Origin of the sequence: Pseudogracilibacillus amylolyticus (SeqCode) (genome assembly GCF_051918545.1) — a bacterium.
GTDB lineage: Bacteria > Bacillota > Bacilli > Bacillales > Amphibacillaceae > Pseudogracilibacillus.
In genome coordinates, this window is record NZ_JBPPZG010000080.1 from 1 (window position 1) to 15,968 (window position 15,968).

The 15,968-nt window shown below is 35.6% G+C and carries 16 protein-coding genes and 1 other annotated feature; all 16 genes read right to left on the bottom strand.

All coding sequences use genetic code 11. The annotated features are described in order from the left end of the window. The coding region (locus ACPYKA_RS10445) for a transcription termination/antitermination NusG family protein (protein WP_479542242.1) at positions 1 to 366 on the bottom strand (366 nt) is incomplete at its 3' end. A gap of 206 nt (positions 367 to 572) precedes the next feature. Then, a complete protein-coding gene (gene secE / locus ACPYKA_RS10450; RefSeq protein ID WP_479542256.1) occupies positions 573 to 755 on the bottom strand; it encodes a preprotein translocase subunit SecE in 183 nt (60 codons plus the stop codon). A gap of 26 nt (positions 756 to 781) precedes the next feature. Beyond that, positions 782 to 931, bottom strand: a complete 150-nt coding sequence (gene rpmG, locus ACPYKA_RS10455) for a 50S ribosomal protein L33 (protein WP_479542243.1) — start codon at positions 929 to 931, stop codon at positions 782 to 784. A 120-nt stretch (positions 932 to 1,051) separates the two neighbouring features. Then, complete coding sequence (sigH, locus tag ACPYKA_RS10460; protein ID WP_479542244.1) at positions 1,052 to 1,702, bottom strand: RNA polymerase sporulation sigma factor SigH; 651 nt, start codon at positions 1,700 to 1,702, stop codon at positions 1,052 to 1,054. A 136-nt stretch (positions 1,703 to 1,838) separates the two neighbouring features. After that, positions 1,839 to 2,348, bottom strand: coding sequence for an NYN domain-containing protein (locus ACPYKA_RS10465; protein ID WP_479542245.1), 510 nt, complete (start codon positions 2,346 to 2,348; stop codon positions 1,839 to 1,841). After that, the gene (rlmB, locus tag ACPYKA_RS10470; protein WP_479542246.1) at positions 2,348 to 3,094 is read right to left on the bottom strand and encodes a 23S rRNA (guanosine(2251)-2'-O)-methyltransferase RlmB; all 747 of its coding nucleotides are present in this window, start codon (positions 3,092 to 3,094) and stop codon (positions 2,348 to 2,350) included. The genes ACPYKA_RS10465 and rlmB overlap by 1 nt, the downstream gene beginning before the upstream one ends. An 18-nt stretch (positions 3,095 to 3,112) precedes the next feature. Continuing rightward, entirely contained in the window at positions 3,113 to 3,514 is a 402-nt protein-coding gene (locus ACPYKA_RS10475) for a Mini-ribonuclease 3 (RefSeq protein ID WP_479542247.1), read from the bottom strand. A gap of 1 nt (position 3,515) precedes the next feature. Beyond that, positions 3,516 to 4,913, bottom strand: coding sequence for a cysteine--tRNA ligase (gene cysS / locus ACPYKA_RS10480; RefSeq protein ID WP_479542248.1), 1,398 nt, complete (start codon positions 4,911 to 4,913; stop codon positions 3,516 to 3,518). Beyond that, the gene (gene cysE / locus ACPYKA_RS10485; RefSeq protein ID WP_479542257.1) at positions 4,894 to 5,556 is read right to left on the bottom strand and encodes a serine O-acetyltransferase; all 663 of its coding nucleotides are present in this window, start codon (positions 5,554 to 5,556) and stop codon (positions 4,894 to 4,896) included. Before cysE ends, cysS begins: the two co-directional genes overlap by 20 nt. Before the next feature lie 715 nt (positions 5,557 to 6,271). Beyond that, positions 6,272 to 6,496, bottom strand: a binding site (T-box leader). Positions 6,497 to 6,551: 55 nt separating this feature from the next. Then, the gene (gltX, locus tag ACPYKA_RS10490) at positions 6,552 to 8,021 is read right to left on the bottom strand and encodes a glutamate--tRNA ligase (RefSeq protein WP_479542249.1); all 1,470 of its coding nucleotides are present in this window, start codon (positions 8,019 to 8,021) and stop codon (positions 6,552 to 6,554) included. 159 nt (positions 8,022 to 8,180) lie between these two features. Next, a complete protein-coding gene (locus ACPYKA_RS10495) occupies positions 8,181 to 9,278 on the bottom strand; it encodes a PIN/TRAM domain-containing protein (RefSeq protein ID WP_479542250.1) in 1,098 nt (365 codons plus the stop codon). A gap of 178 nt (positions 9,279 to 9,456) precedes the next feature. After that, positions 9,457 to 10,854 (bottom strand): DNA repair protein RadA, encoded by a 1,398-nt coding sequence (gene radA / locus ACPYKA_RS10500; RefSeq protein WP_479542251.1) that lies wholly within the window; start codon positions 10,852 to 10,854, stop codon positions 9,457 to 9,459. Between the two features lie 142 nt (positions 10,855 to 10,996). Continuing rightward, on the bottom strand, positions 10,997 to 13,423 hold the full coding sequence (locus ACPYKA_RS10505; protein ID WP_479542252.1) for an ATP-dependent Clp protease ATP-binding subunit: 2,427 nt from the start codon (positions 13,421 to 13,423) through the stop codon (positions 10,997 to 10,999). 15 nt (positions 13,424 to 13,438) lie between these two features. After that, complete coding sequence (locus tag ACPYKA_RS10510) at positions 13,439 to 14,500, bottom strand: protein arginine kinase (protein WP_479542253.1); 1,062 nt, start codon at positions 14,498 to 14,500, stop codon at positions 13,439 to 13,441. Continuing rightward, the gene (locus tag ACPYKA_RS10515) at positions 14,497 to 15,033 is read right to left on the bottom strand and encodes a UvrB/UvrC motif-containing protein (protein WP_479542254.1); all 537 of its coding nucleotides are present in this window, start codon (positions 15,031 to 15,033) and stop codon (positions 14,497 to 14,499) included. The genes ACPYKA_RS10510 and ACPYKA_RS10515 overlap by 4 nt, the downstream gene beginning before the upstream one ends. Before the next feature lie 17 nt (positions 15,034 to 15,050). After that, the gene (locus ACPYKA_RS10520; protein WP_479542255.1) at positions 15,051 to 15,515 is read right to left on the bottom strand and encodes a CtsR family transcriptional regulator; all 465 of its coding nucleotides are present in this window, start codon (positions 15,513 to 15,515) and stop codon (positions 15,051 to 15,053) included. Positions 15,516 to 15,968 lie beyond the last annotated feature (453 nt).

Below are 15,968 nucleotides of genomic sequence, written 5' to 3' on the forward strand. Positions count from 1 at the left end.
AACTTTTACAGTTGAATCCGCCATTCCGATTCTTTTTAACAACGTATCCACTTCATCCGGTAGTAGAGGAGTTGGTTTCGTTCCCTGACCACTGGATCCAACAAATCCAGTCACACCAGGAGTGTTTCTAACTACATACCAAGAATCATCTGTCATCACCATTTCAGCAAGTACATATCCAGGGAAAAACTTTTTCATTGAAACTTTCTTTTTTCCATCTTTAATTTCTGTCGATTCTTCTTCGGGAACGATGACACGGAATATTTTATCTTCCATCCCCATTGTCTCCACCCGTTTTTCCAAGTTCATTTTGACCTTGTTTTCATAGCCCGAGTAAGTATGGATTACATACCAATTAGTTTCCATTTTCAACCTCCATTAATACTTTTTTATATCTAATAATTTAATAGTTTAACTTAAGCCTTATCGCCAAGCCTTGGCCGTCCAAAACCTTCATTCTAAAGGAAAGCTTATCACTTGCTTATTTGCTAAAAATGAACATATTAAAAAACCCGCATACATCGGGTTTTTTGTACAAAAATATTCTATGTTTTATTATATCATAATTTTTCCTAATTATTCAAAAATGGCATATTATTTAAAATTTGACTTATTCCCAAATCAATGACTGCAAAAAATATGGCTACAAACGCAACGGTAGCAACAACCGTTATCGTATAACTTACTAATTCTGATCCTTTTGGCCAAGTGACCTTCCGCATTTCACGCGAAACATCTTTAAAAAATTTAAAAATATTCACCTTAATCCTCCAACTAGTGCCTATTTCGTTTCTCTATGCAAGACGTGTTTATCACAGTGTTTACAATACTTTTTTATAGATAATCTTTCGGAACTCGTAGCTTGATTTTTATTTGTCGAATAGTTTCTATTTCCACAAATTGTACATGCTAATGTTACTTTTTTATTCATTTTTTCACCATTTTATCTAAACTATTTTCTTTATAAATGTAGCATGTAGAACTCGTACTGTCAATTATAATATACTAGCTCATAGACTCTCTACAAGCTAATATTGTTATTTCGAATCAATTAATATAAAAAGTCCTTTTCCTCAATTAGTTGTTCTACTTTTCTTTTCACTCGTTGTAAAGCATTATCGATTGATTTTTCTTGTCGTTTTAATTTGGCAGCAATTTCTTCATACGAGCATCCTTGCAAATAGAGATATAACACATCCCACTCCAGCTTCGTTAACGCTTTCATTAATTGCGCTTGTATAGATTGGTACTTTTCTCTATTTACTAGTAAGTCACTTGGATCTTCTGATTCAGAGCAATAAATAGTATCTAACAATACCTGTTCCGAACTTTCATCATGAACTGGCTGGTAAAATGATACATATGAATTTAATGGCGTGTGCTTTAACCTCGTCGCCGATTTGATGGAGGTAATAATTTGTCTTGTTATACATAGTTCTGCAAAAGACTTAAACGATGAACGTTTATTCTCATCATAATCACAAATTGCTTTATAAAGACCGATTAATCCTTCTTGTACTACGTCATCACGATCACTGCCAATTAAAAAATACGTATTTGCTTTTTTCCGAACGATCCGTTCATACTTTTTTATTAGATACTCGACTGCTATCTCATTTCCTTGTTGTACATGCGACAAAACTTCTTCATCAATCAACGAATGAAACGGAACTTTTCTCTCAAGTTGATTAACAGCGCTCATGAATAACTTCTCCCCCTATTACTAAAAATTTACAATTTATAGTTACAGAGAGTATACAGCAAGAAGTTTCAAAGAGTCAATACAATTTTTTCTTTTTTTACAATATTCGGATTTATAATTGGTAATCTAACGTAATTTACAGGTTGCCACGACGCCATTTTTCAAGCTTTTCTCTCACGTTCCCTTTCATATGAATTTTAATTTTCGGCTGCTCTTTTGTTTGTTGTTCTAATTCATCACTAATAGAGTTTTCCATATCTTTTAGCTCCATTAATAATTCACGTGCGGAAATACGTAATGCTCCTCTTCCGAAAATAGTTCGCTGTTCTAAATAGTCGGAAGTTGCAACATAAACTTGGTTTTTCACATTTTTTAAAGATTTTACAAGTCTTTCGATACATTCATCTGCCGTTTCATTTTCTCGTGTATAGATTATTTCTACGCCATTAATCGATTTCTTACTTTCATTCCCTTTTACATATAAGGCATCAAATACAATAATAACACGATTTCCAGTGTACGCTTTATATTCGACTAAAAGTTCTATTAATCGACTTCTGGCCAGTCCCATATCTTTTAATTTTAATTTATTTAATTCATCCCATGCCCCAATAATGTTATATCCATCAACTACAAGTACATCCATCAATTTTCTCCTAAATGATTTCTTTCTCGATAAATTTCGTACATTAAAATTCCCGCAGCAACGGAAGCATTTAAAGATGGGATAGAGCCTTTCATTGGGAGATGGATTGTCCAGTCACACTTTTCTTTTACTAAGCGACTTATTCCTTTTCCTTCATTTCCAATCACAAGGGCAATTGCCGTATCTCCGTCTAACGTGCGATAATCTTTAGAGCCTTCTTCATCCGTACCAACAACCCAGATATTCTTCTCTTTTAATTCATCGATTGTTTTTGCAATATTTGTTACCCGTGCAACAGGTATATGCTCAATTGCTCCGGCAGACGTTTTAGCAACTGTTTCAGTTAAGCCAACTGCTCGTCTTTTTGGAATGATCACCCCATGAACACCTGTAGCATCTGCCGTTCTAAGTATGGCACCCAAATTATGAGGATCTTCTATTTCATCAAGAATGATAATAAAAGGTAGTTCTTCTTTGCTTTGAGCAGTTTCTACAATTTTCTCGACCGTTGCATAATCATAAGCAGTCACATATGCTATAATTCCTTGATGTCTACCAGCAGAAAGTTGATCAATCCGCTTTTTGGGCACTTTTTGGATAATCGTATTTGCCTTCTTTGCCGCTTGTTGTAATTCCACTACCGTATTTCTATTTAATTGGTCAGAAATCATTATCTTATTAATCGGCCTACCTGACTGTAATGCTTCTAATACTGGGTTTTTTCCTATAATCATTTCATCTTGCATATGTATTTTCCTTCCTTTTTATTCTTTCGCTTCATGTGTAATATAATGAATAGCTTCATCGAGTAGCATGCCAAGGCGTGTCTTATTTTTTAACAGGTAATGATAGCCAATTAATGCTTCAAAAGCAGTAGCATAACGATAATCTCGGATTGACATATTTTTCGGAGTCGAAACCGACTTTGCGTTTCGACCCCGTCTAACTATTGCCGCTTCTTCTTTGTTTAGTTTATTGTTCTTTAACCAGTCATGGATTATAGCCGCTTGGGCAGAAGCGGCCACAAACTTAATTGCATGGTTATGCAATTCGTTAGGTTTTACTTCGCCTGTTTCAATTAAATGATTCCGTACAGATAATTCATAGACAGCATCACCTATATAAGCGAGCGCGAGACTGTTAAGTTGTTTTACATCTACACTCATTTTATCCTCTTCTCCAACGTACTCCTTGATTCGTATCTTCTAATATAATATTTTTTTCTTTTAATAAATCCCGGATTTCGTCTGCCCGTTCAAAATTTCGTGCTTTTCTTGCTTCATTTCTTTCTTTAATTAATGCTTCAATTTCCTCATCCAGCAATTCTTCATTTTCAAGTTTAATACCTAATACTTCCAATAATGTTTTAATTGTTTCTTGGAAAGCTTCAACGACTTCAATATCTGTATGATTTTCTTCTAAATACATATTCGCTTCCCGAGCTAATTCGAATAAAACTGTAATAGCATTAGCTGTATTAAAATCATCATCCATCGCTTTTTCAAAATTTTGTTGATTTTGTCGAATTTTGTCGATCCATGTTTCTTTGTTTTTACCTAAGTTTGTACTCATTTTTTTACGATGTTCTAAATTTACATAAGCAGTTTTAATTCGCTCTAAACTATTTTTCGCACTTTGAAGTAAACTATCGGTAAAATTAATCGGATTTCGGTAATGAACACTTAACATAAAAAAGCGAATAACCATTGGATCATGCTCTTCAATAAGGTCTTTGGCTAAAATGAAATTCCCAAGGGATTTTGACATTTTTTCATCATCAATATTCATATATCCATTATGCATCCAATAATTTGCAAAAGGTTTATCATTTAACGCTTCAGATTGCGCAATCTCATTTTCGTGATGGGGAAAAGTTAAATCTTGCCCACCTGCGTGAATATCGATCGTATCACCTAAATATTTTTTGGCCATCGCTGAGCATTCGATATGCCAACCAGGTCTTCCTTTCCCCCATGGAGAATCCCAGGCAATTTCATTTTCTTTCGCTTTTTTCCATAAGGCGAAATCTAAAGGGTCTTCTTTCTTTTCACCCACTTTAATTCTTGCACCTGCACGTAATTCGTCTATCGACTGGTCTGATAATTTTCCGTATTCTTCAAACGACCTAGGTTTAAAATATACATCACCATCTACTTCATATGCGTGACCTTTATCAATCAATCCAGATATAAAGGCAATGATGTCATCAATTGTTTCCGTAACACGAGGGTGGTAGGTTGCTTTTTTTACATTTAAGGCTTTTACATCATTTAAATAAGCGTCAATAAAACGATTTGTTAAATCCTGTACATTTTCGCCAGTTTTTTCAGCTGTATCAATGATCTTATCATCAACGTCCGTAAAATTTAGTACATACTTTACATCAAATCCTTTATATTCGAGGTATCTCCTTACAGTATCAAAGACAATCGCTGGTCTTGCATTTCCTATATGAATGTAATTATATACAGTTGGTCCACATACATACATTTTTACCTCTTTATCGTCTAAAGGCTTGAATGTTTCTTTTTCTTTCGTTAGTGTATTATAAATTGTGATTGGCATGCTCTTTTCCTTCCTTTAATTGTTTTACTTCTTCATTTAATGCATCTATTTCTGCTTGTAATTTTTTCAATCGTTCTGCAACTGGATCGGGTAAAATGTGATGGTCCAATTTTTGACTTACTCTCTTTCCGTCTTGCTTTACAACTCGCCCAGGAATACCTACAACTGTTGCGTTATCTGGTACATCTTTCAAGACAACTGATCCGCCACCAACGTTAGAGTTCTCGCCTATTGTAATGGAACCCAATACTTTTGCACCTGTTGCAATTAAGGCATTGTCTTTAATCGTTGGGTGTCGTTTTCCTTTTTCGTGCCCTGTTCCTCCAAGGGTCACTCCTTGATAGATTGTTACATTATCACCAATTTCACACGTTTCTCCAATTACAACGCCCATTCCATGGTCAATAAAAAATCTTCTGCCGATCACTGCGCCTGGATGAATTTCAATACCGGTAAAAAATCTGCTTATTTGTGAAATAACACGTGCTATAAAAAATAATTTTCGTTTATAAAAGAAATGAGCAATTCGATGATTCCAGATCGCATGTAAGCCTGAGTATGTTAAAAACACTTCCAAATAAGTACGAGCTGCCGGGTCCTGTTCAAACACAACATCCATATCTTCTCGCATCCGCTTAAAGATTCCCACTTCTAGTTTCCTCCCTTTATAAATAAATATGGCTCTTTTGATAAAGTTTGTTGCTTTATAGCTTTATAATCCGTGCAGTCGATGTAAACTGTGCCGTAGTGAAAATTTATAAACTAGTATTAGCTTTGTTGATTTCCGCTGTGTAAAAATGAACGGCGGTCACAAAACGGAATACCGCTACGTAAATACACTCCGCTTTCCGTGGGCGGCTGATGAGCCTCCTCGTCGCTTCGCTCCTGCGTAGTCTCACCGAGGCCTTTCCTCCCACAGGAGTCTCCGTATATTTCCTTCGCTGGGTGTGCTTGGTAAACAGCTCTGCACAGTTGTTACTACTATCTCATTGGTTGATTGGAGCTGGAGGGCAGTCGAGACTTCTGGTCGGCTAAAATCAGTCACGTCCTGTGACCAACGCCGACACTAGCACATCCTGTGCGTCATGGGAAAAGCACGTGTCTAGACTTTAGAAGCAGTGGTTTTCTGCTTCAGAGGCAGACCCGCCGTGCCTTAGGATGCGCGTACTGCCCGGAGGCGGAAATCAACGGTGCAGAAGCTAGGTTGACTGATAAATTATTAAATTTATTAACTAAACAGTTTATGGATTTTTTGAGAAAAGCAACAAACGGTTTTCGGTGGGACTACGTTAGTACAGTCCCAAATCTTTATAAAATAGCCAAAAAAATATAAAAAGCGCCTCTATGTAAAATAATTACACAGAGACGCTTTGATTTACGCGGTTCCACTCTGTTTAGAGAGTAATTGAACACTCCCTCAACTTGGTCTTAGTAACGGTAGATAGCCGCCGTTATATACTTAATTTCCATAACGGAACTCCGAGGTGCATGTTCAAAAGCGTCTCTTAGAATCACTTTCAGCCGATGATGATTCTCTCTGGGTAAGTAACTTGCTTTTTACTTTTCCTCTTCAACATTGAATAATATAAAAATTTATATACTATAACTATATTATACTTTTTCGTAAATGTGAATTATTTAATTTTCGATTTCACTTAATATTCCATCAAGACGTGCTAAAACAATCTCTTTTCCTAACAATTCAATTGCTTTTGGAAGTTCTGGACCATGCGTTTGGCCAGTGGTCGCAACTCGAATCGGCATAAATAATTTTTTACCGCGGTGCTTCGTTTCTTTTTGCGTCGCTTTAATTTGTTCTTTAATTTGTTCAGCAGTGAAATCATCTAAATGAATCAGTTTATCCGTGAAGACTTGTAAAACTTCAACAACTTGTTCTTCTGAAAGAACTTCTTGAGCTGCATCGTCATAGTGGATATCTGTTTTAAAGAATAGTTCTGTCAATTCGACAATTTCCGCACCATATCTTAATTGCTCCTGATACAAAGCAATGATTTCTTTAACCCAATTTAGCTTTTGTTCATCTGCATCAGGCGCAATTTTACCGGCTTTAATTAAATGAGGCAGAGCAAGTTCAATAACCGTATCTACATCCGCCTTTTTAATATATTCTCCGTTCATCCATTCCAATTTTTTAGAGTCAAAAATAGCAGCTGAAGTAGAAAGGCGGTTTGGATCAAATATTTTAATTAGCTCTTCCTTACTGAAAATTTCTTCTTCCCCACTTGGAGACCATCCAAGTAATGTAATAAAATTAAACATCGCTTCAGGTAGAAAGCCGAGCGTTTTATACTGCTCGATAAACTGAAGAATATGCTGATCTCGTTTACTCAATTTTTTGCGGTTTTCATTAAGGATCAATGTCATATGTCCGAAAGTTGGCGCTTCCCATCCAAATGCATCATAGATCATCATTTGTCTCGGTGTATTCGAAATATGTTCTTCCCCACGAAGTACATGAGTAATCTCCATTAAATGGTCGTCGATTGCTACAGCAAAATTATACGTAGGAATACCATCCTTTTTAACAATAACCCAATCTCCATAATCACTAGATTCAATAGAAATATTTCCTCGGACAATATCATTAAATGTATACGTCCGGTTTTTTGGTACTCTTATTCGGATTGCTGGCTTTCTACCTTCTTTTTTAAATGCATCTATTTCTGCTTGCGACAAATTAGCATGTGCACCAGAGTATTTCGGCACTTGCCCTTTTGCACGCTGCTCTTCACGCTCTTGTTCCAACTCTTCTTCCGTCATATAACATTCATATGCTAGATCTCTCTCTAATAAATCATCAATATACTTTTGATAAATATCTAAACGTTCCATTTGGCGATATGGACCGTACTCTCCACCAATATCTGCACCTTCATCCCATTCGATGCCTAGCCATTTTAAATAAGTCAATTGGCTCTCTTCTCCGCCTTCTACATTACGCTTCGAATCTGTATCCTCTGTTCTAATAATAAACTTTCCATTAAAATGTTTTGCATATAAATAATTAAATAAAGCTGTACGAGCATTCCCAATATGTAAATCCCCAGTTGGACTTGGTGCATAACGTACTCGAATCTCTTTCGTCATTGTTGTTCCCCTCTCTTAAAACGGCTTATAAAAAATGTTGCAATATTTATATCATATTCGACCAAGCCAAATTTCGTATATCTTTATAATATATTATTTGGCAATAAAAAGCGATAACATGAACTGTTATCACCTTTTAATACCTTATGTTATACTTTTTTATAAAGCTTTTTCAAGTAATTTTGGTTTCGCGAAGATCATTCTTCCAGCAGATGTCTGTAACACACTTGTAATTAATACTTCGATTGTTTTTCCAATATAATCTCGACCATCTTCTACAACAATCATCGTACCATCATCCAAGTAGGCAATACCTTGCCTTTGTTCTTTACCGTCTTTAATTACTTGTACTACCAATTCCTCCCCTGGAAGAACTACTGGTTTAACGGCATTCGCTAAATCATTAATATTTAGTACAGAAACACCTTGGAAATCACAAACTTTGTTTAAATTAAAGTCATTTGTCACGACTATTCCGTTAATTAATTTAGCAAGTTTAACTAATTTACTATCCACTTCTTGAATGTCTTCAAAATCGCCTTCATATATCTCTACCTTAATCTCTAGTTCTTTTTGGATACGATTTAATATGTCAAGGCCACGGCGGCCACGATTACGCTTTAAAACATCAGACGAATCCGCTATATGCTGTAACTCTTCTAATATAAATTGCGGAATTACAATTGTTCCTTCTAGAAAATTCGTTTGACAAATATCCGCTATACGCCCATCAATTATAACACTTGTATCCAATATTTTAGGCTTCAACTCATACTTATCTTCTTTTTCTCCATCTATAGCCTGTTTTCTTGCTTTATCTTTCCTAGATATTGATAAGATGTTCATAAATTCCTCTCTTCTTCTAAAACCAACTTGAAACCCTAAATATCCAATAATAATCGTTAAGAACAATGGAATAATTTCAGAGACAATTTTTAAGCCAATATCTTGTATCGGTATGTTAATCAGGTAAGCAACAACTAATCCTAAAATAAGTCCAATCGTTCCAAAAAATAAATCCACAACAGGAATCTTTATTAATCCTTCCTCGATCCATTTCAAAAATCCAACGACATAGTCTGCTAGTAAATAAGTTAAAATAGAAAAAATAATAGCACCTAACACAAGGCCAAAATATGGGGATGTGAACAGACTTACATCTGTTATATTTAGAAAATGAATGATACTTGGGAGATATAAAAAACCTAATGTACCTCCTGTAATTATAAAAAATATGTGCACAATTTTTCTTAACATACACAGTACACCTCCTTATCCTGTAGTATTACCCTATTTATTGAATTCTAATCATAGAGATGGAAAATAATAAACATCCATAATAAATCATAGCATAGCAGTAATTCTTAAGTCAATTTAACAAAACATTAAATTTTATCACAGTAGATTTTGTTTGTCAATTTTTTGACGAAGTTTGTTAGAATGTGTAGTTTTTTTCTTGCCGGTCATTTTTTAATAAACCGATTCGTAAAGCATCATGGACTGTTTTTACGCCAAGTACTTCGATAGACGACGGATACGTCCAACCATCCAAGTTGTTTTCAGAACAAATAACTCGTTTAAATCCTAACTTAGCAGCTTCCTGAACACGCTGTTCTATACGAGAAACACGTCTTATTTCCCCAGTTAACCCTACTTCACCTATAAAAATGTCTTCCGGGTTTGTTGGCTGATCACGAAAACTGGATGCAATACTTATTGCAATGGCAAGGTCAATTGCCGGCTCATCTAACTTAACTCCTCCAGCAACTTTAATATACGCATCTTGATTTTGTAACATTAGTCCAACTCGTTTTTCTAGCACAGCCATTAGTAAAGGAACGCGATTAGAATCAACCCCTGTTGCCATTCTGCGAGGATTTCCAAAACTCGATGGCGAAATTAATGCTTGAATTTCAACGAGAACTGGTCGTGTTCCTTCCATAGATGCAACAACAGTTGAACCAGATGCTCCACGAGAACGCTCCTCTAAAAAGATTTCTGACGGGTTTAGGACTTCCTGTAAACCTAGCTCTTTCATCTCAAAAATACCCATCTCGTTAGTGCTACCAAAACGATTCTTCACACTTCGTAAAATGCGATACGTATGATGTCTTTCTCCTTCAAAATATAAAACGACATCTACCATATGTTCAAGCATTCTAGGACCAGCTATCGCTCCTTCTTTCGTTACATGTCCTACAATAAAGATTGGGATACCTTTTGTTTTTGCTAGTTTCATAAGTTCCATCGTACATTCCCTAACTTGAGAGACACTACCTGGAGCACTTGTAACTTCCTCTTTAAAGATTGTTTGAATGGAATCCACCACAACAAAAGAGGGATTTAATTCATCAATCTGATGTAAAATATTGTAAAGATTTGTTTCGGCAAGCACAAACAGTTCGTCCACATCGACTGCTAATCGATTAGCTCGTAATTTTGTTTGTTGCATTGATTCCTCTCCAGATACATATAGTACCGGTAAATTTTTTTCAGCAATTTGTGCAGAAGTTTGCAATAATAATGTCGATTTCCCAATTCCAGGATCTCCACCAATTAAGACAAGGGAACCAGGTACAATTCCTCCACCAAGAACGCGATTGAATTCTTTCATTTTCGTCTCTACCCGCTGTTCTTTTTCGTATTTAATTTCATTCATTTTAGTTGGTTTGCTCATTTTATTTGTAGGCGTTAACATGCCTGTCGATTTTTTAGGTTGTTTTACTTCTTCTACAAATGTATTCCAATTATTACAGTTCGTACACTTCCCCATCCATTTAAGTGATTCAAAACCACATTCCTGACACATATATACAGTTTTTCGCCTTGCCATATCTCCCAGCCTTTCTTCATCGGTTGTAAATTATTTGAAAAAGTCACTTTCTATGAAAAGTTCAAAGGCAAATATAATTTGCTATTTCAGTTGTGAAAAAAGCTAGCGATTAAATCACTAGCTTTTAACACGCTTACTATTCCTATGGTAAAACGATAAAGTCCCCTTTACTATTTAAACCAATTTTTACATCTTGCCCTTTGTGAATCGTTCCTTTTAACAATTCTTCAGACAATAAATCTTCAATGTTTTTCTGAATAGAGCGACGTAGTGGTCTCGCGCCATATTCAGGATCAAATCCCTCATCAGCAATTTTTTCAATTGCCCGGTCTGTAATAGTAAATTTGATTTCTTGTTCTTGCACACGTTTTTGCACTTGATCAATCATTAATTTAACAATATCTTTCATATGTTTCTTCTCTAATGAATGGAAGACAATTGTTTCATCGATACGGTTTAAAAATTCAGGTCTGAACGTCTTTTTCATTTCTTCCATTACTTTAGACTTCATGTCGCTATGCTCTTGACTCTCGTCACCCAAATTAAATCCTACATAGCGATTTCGCTTTAATTCACTAGCTCCAACATTAGAAGTCATAATTAAGACCGTATTTCTAAAGTCAACAAGTCTACCCTTTGAATCAGTTAAACGCCCATCTTCTAATACTTGTAGAAGGATATTGAATACCTCTGGATGAGCTTTTTCTATTTCATCAAGTAAGACGACAGAATATGGTTTACGACGCACCTTTTCGGTTAATTGTCCACCTTCTTCGTACCCTACATACCCAGGAGGAGAACCAACAAGACGTGATGTAGAATGTTTTTCCATATACTCAGACATATCGATACGAATCATTGCATCTTCATCTGCAAACATGACTTCGGCAAGTGCCCTTGCTAGTTCTGTTTTTCCAACACCAGTTGGCCCAAGGAAAATGAAGGATCCGATCGGTCTTTTTGGATCTTTTAGTCCGGCACGTGCTCTACGGATTGCTTTCGATACAGCATTTACTGCTTCACTTTGACCGATAATCCTGTTATGAAGCGTTTCTTCCATATTTAATAATCGATCACTTTCATCTTTCGTTAATTTAACTACAGGTACTCCGGTCCATGAAGAAACAACAATTGCTATATCCTCTTCCGTTACTTCTAAATTTTCTTTTCCTTGTTGTTCTTTCCACTCGTTCTTAGTAACTTCAACTTTTTCACGAATTTTTTGCTCTTTATCACGCAATGCCGCTGCTTTTTCAAATTCCTGACTTAGTACAGCAGAATCTTTTTCTTTGCGAATTTCGTCAAGCTCTGTCTCTAATTCCTTTAAGTTCGGTGGAATTGTGTAAGATTTTAAACGTACTCGAGAGCCGGCTTCATCAATTAAATCAATTGCTTTATCTGGAAGGAATCGATCTGTAATATAGCGGTTTGACAATTCAGCTGCTGCTTCAATAGCTTCATCTGTTATCGTTACACGGTGATGTGCCTCATACCGATCTCTTAAGCCGAACAATATTTGCGCTGTTTCTTCAATCGTTGGCTCATCCACTTGTATTGGTTGAAATCTTCTTTCTAAAGCAGCATCTTTTTCAATGTATTTTCTATATTCATCCAATGTCGTCGCACCAACACATTGGAGTTCTCCTCGTGATAGAGATGGCTTTAAAATATTAGAAGCATCGATGGCGCCTTCTGCTCCACCAGCCCCAATTAGTGTATGTAGTTCATCGATAAACAAAATAACATTTCCTGCATTACGAATCTCATCCATTACCTTTTTTAGACGGTCTTCAAATTCCCCGCGATATTTTGTTCCCGCTACAACAGTACCCATATCTAAAGTCATAACTCGTTTATCGCGTAGTGTCTCTGGAACTTCATTATTAACAATTTGATGTGCGAGTCCTTCAACTACAGCCGTCTTTCCAACACCCGGTTCGCCAATTAAAACAGGATTATTTTTCGTTCTTCTACTTAAAATTTGAATGATCCGTTCTATTTCTTCATCTCTTCCTATGACTGGATCAACTTTTCCTTCTTTTGCATTTGCAGTTAAATCTCTAGCAAGTGAATCTAAAGTTGGGGTATTAACATTCGTTGATTGCCCTCTACTTTGCTGACCAGATTGTGATTCATTACTTCCTAAAAGCTGTAAAACTTGCTGTCTTGCCTTGTTTAAACTTACATCTAAATTATGTAGTACTCTGGCGGCGACACCTTCACCTTCCCTAATAAGTCCAAGTAAAATATGTTCTGTACCAACATAGGAGTGACCAAGCTTTCTAGCTTCATCTTGAGACAACTCAACTACTTTTTTTGCACGTGGAGTGTAATGGATTGATTTCATCGGTTGATTACCTTTACCAATTAATTTCTCCACTTCAGATTGAATTTTTCTTACTTCAAGACCAAGTTCTTTTAATGCCTTTGCTGCAATTCCATCCCCTTCACGGATAAGACCAAGTAAAATATGTTCAGTTCCAATATTGTGATGGCCTAATCGAATTGCTTCTTCTTGCGATAATGCCAATACTTTTTGAGCCCTTTCAGTGAACCTTCCAAACATCATAAACTATCCCTCCCACTATTGTTCCAACATTAACCTCTCTCGTATTAACGTTGCTCGTAACACATCTCTTTCATTCGAGGTTAAAACTTTTCTAGCATAATGTTGCAAAAATCCCGGCTGAGTTAAGACCATCAACTCATTTAAAATACTATGAGAAACATTTTTTATTATCCCTAAATCTATACCAAGTCTTACATTCGATAATCGTGTTGCAGCCTCTTTTGATTCAATAATTCTAGAATGCCTTAGGATCCCATAAGACCGAAAGATTTGATCCTCCATTCTAGTTTGTGATTTCTGTAACAGCTGCAATCTTGCTTCTCTTTCCTGTTCAACAAGCTTTACGATAATACTTTGTAAGTCAGCTACAATATCTTTTTCAGATTTACCTAATGTAATCTGATTTGAAATTTGGAAAATGTTTCCAATCGCCTCGCTACCTTCCCCGTAGATACCTCTTACCACGAAACCAAATTGATTTATTGCAGGTATCATTTGATTGATCTTTTTCGTGATAACGAGTGCCGGTAAATGAATCATAACGGATGCTCTTATACCAGTTCCAACATTCGTCGGACAAGTTGTTAAATAACCTTTTTCTTCGTCATAAGCATAATCTACCTGTTCTTCAAACCAATCATCAAGTAGCAATGCTTCTTCTAATGCGGTCGCTAACTGAAAACCCGGAAAATACAACTGCATACGGATATGGTCTTCTTCATTAATCATTACCGATACTTGTTCATTTTCAGAAACGAGCGCAGCAGCAGCACGGGCTTTAGCTAAATACGGGCTAATTAAATGTTTTTCAACTAAAACCCTTTTTTCAATATGAGAAAGATCGCTTATTTCTATAAGTTCAAAGTTACCGTAATTTCTAAAAGACGATTGATGATAATTCTCTTTGAAAAAGTTATTTACATGCAGCAAATCTTTTTCATCAGCAATTATTGGAAAAACTTCATCTTGAAAATTTCTAGCTAATCGAATACGAGTACTTAATACAATTTCATTTTCAGGACCACCTTCTCGCATCCATGGGCTAATAGCTTCATTCATAAATTGCTCAAGACTCATGAATGATCCCCTTCTTTCTCTTGCTCAAGTTTTTTAATCTCATCCCTCACGACTGCCGCCTGCTCGAATTCTTCTTGTTCAATCAACTGGTTAAGTTTTTCTCGGAGTACTTCAAGTTCTTTTTTAACATGCAGATGTACACCTTTACGTTTTGGAATTTTCCCTATATGCTTTGTATTACCACTATGAACTCTTCTAAAAATTGAGTCAAGTTTTACTTTAAATGTTTGATAACAGTTAGCACATCCGAATTTTCCAATTCGTTGAAAGTCATTGAATGTAATATTACATTTTGGACATTGCAACTCTTCAACTTCTTTAAATATTTGCTCATTGGGTAATTCAACTTGTGAGGAACCAAAATTAAATAACCCCGTTAATAAATCTTGGAGAGAATATGTTTCTTCGGATTGATTGATATACCCTTTTTTCATGGCACATATTTCACAGACTTTTATTTCCGCTTTTTGCCCATTTATTACTTGTGAAAAATAAAGCGTTGCGGGGCGTTTATTACACTCACTACATTTCATACAAGGCTTCCCCCTCGCTATTTATTTATATATTTAAGTGTCGTTAAAATCGCTGTTAATATCCTTGCCCTTAATTCGTCTCTTTCAGGAAGTGCGATAGCTAAAGTATCTCTTTCAATAGCGCTTATTATTAATTTCTCCTCACGATGTGTAATAACCTTTTTTTCAGCTAGTCTTTCTATAACGTCTCTTGCCGCTTGCTCTGATACTTTAGGATTTATCATATTAATAATATCATCAATGAGTTCAAAATCATTTTGATGCTCAATTCGAATAATACGAATATACCCCCCACCACCCCGCTTACTTTCCGTTAAATACCCTCGTTCTATCGTGAATCGAGTATTTATAACATAATTAATTTGTGATGGCACGCATTGGAACTGGTCAGCAATTTCACTGCGTTTAATTTCAACCATTTTCTTATCATTAGAATGGAGTATTTGTTTTAAATACTGCTCTATAATATCGGAAATACTCATTACTTACACTCCTTCCCTTGTTCAGACATCATTAAGCGTATTATTTTTAAAAATGTATCCATTTTTTTATATGACTTTGACTATATTTGACTATATATATTATACGATAATTATTTCTAGAATTAAAGGTTTTTCTTTCACTATCTTTGACAAATAGAGATAATATAAACATTAGTAATCGATTTAATTTAGTTTAGTTTTAAATGAGTGTGGGTTATTTGTGGATTTATTTTTAAAAATATAGATTTGTCGAATTTTATAACTATATGTAACCGCTGATTACGACAAAAATTTTAGAAAACTAGGCATTCGCCAAGCCTTTACGGCGAATGCAGTTAAGAAAGGATTTATGCTTTCTTAACTGCATAAATAAAAAAGCAGCTTATCTACTAAATGTAAATAAGCTGCTTTTACTTGCCTGGCGGCGTCCTACTCTTGCGGAGGCAAAGCCTC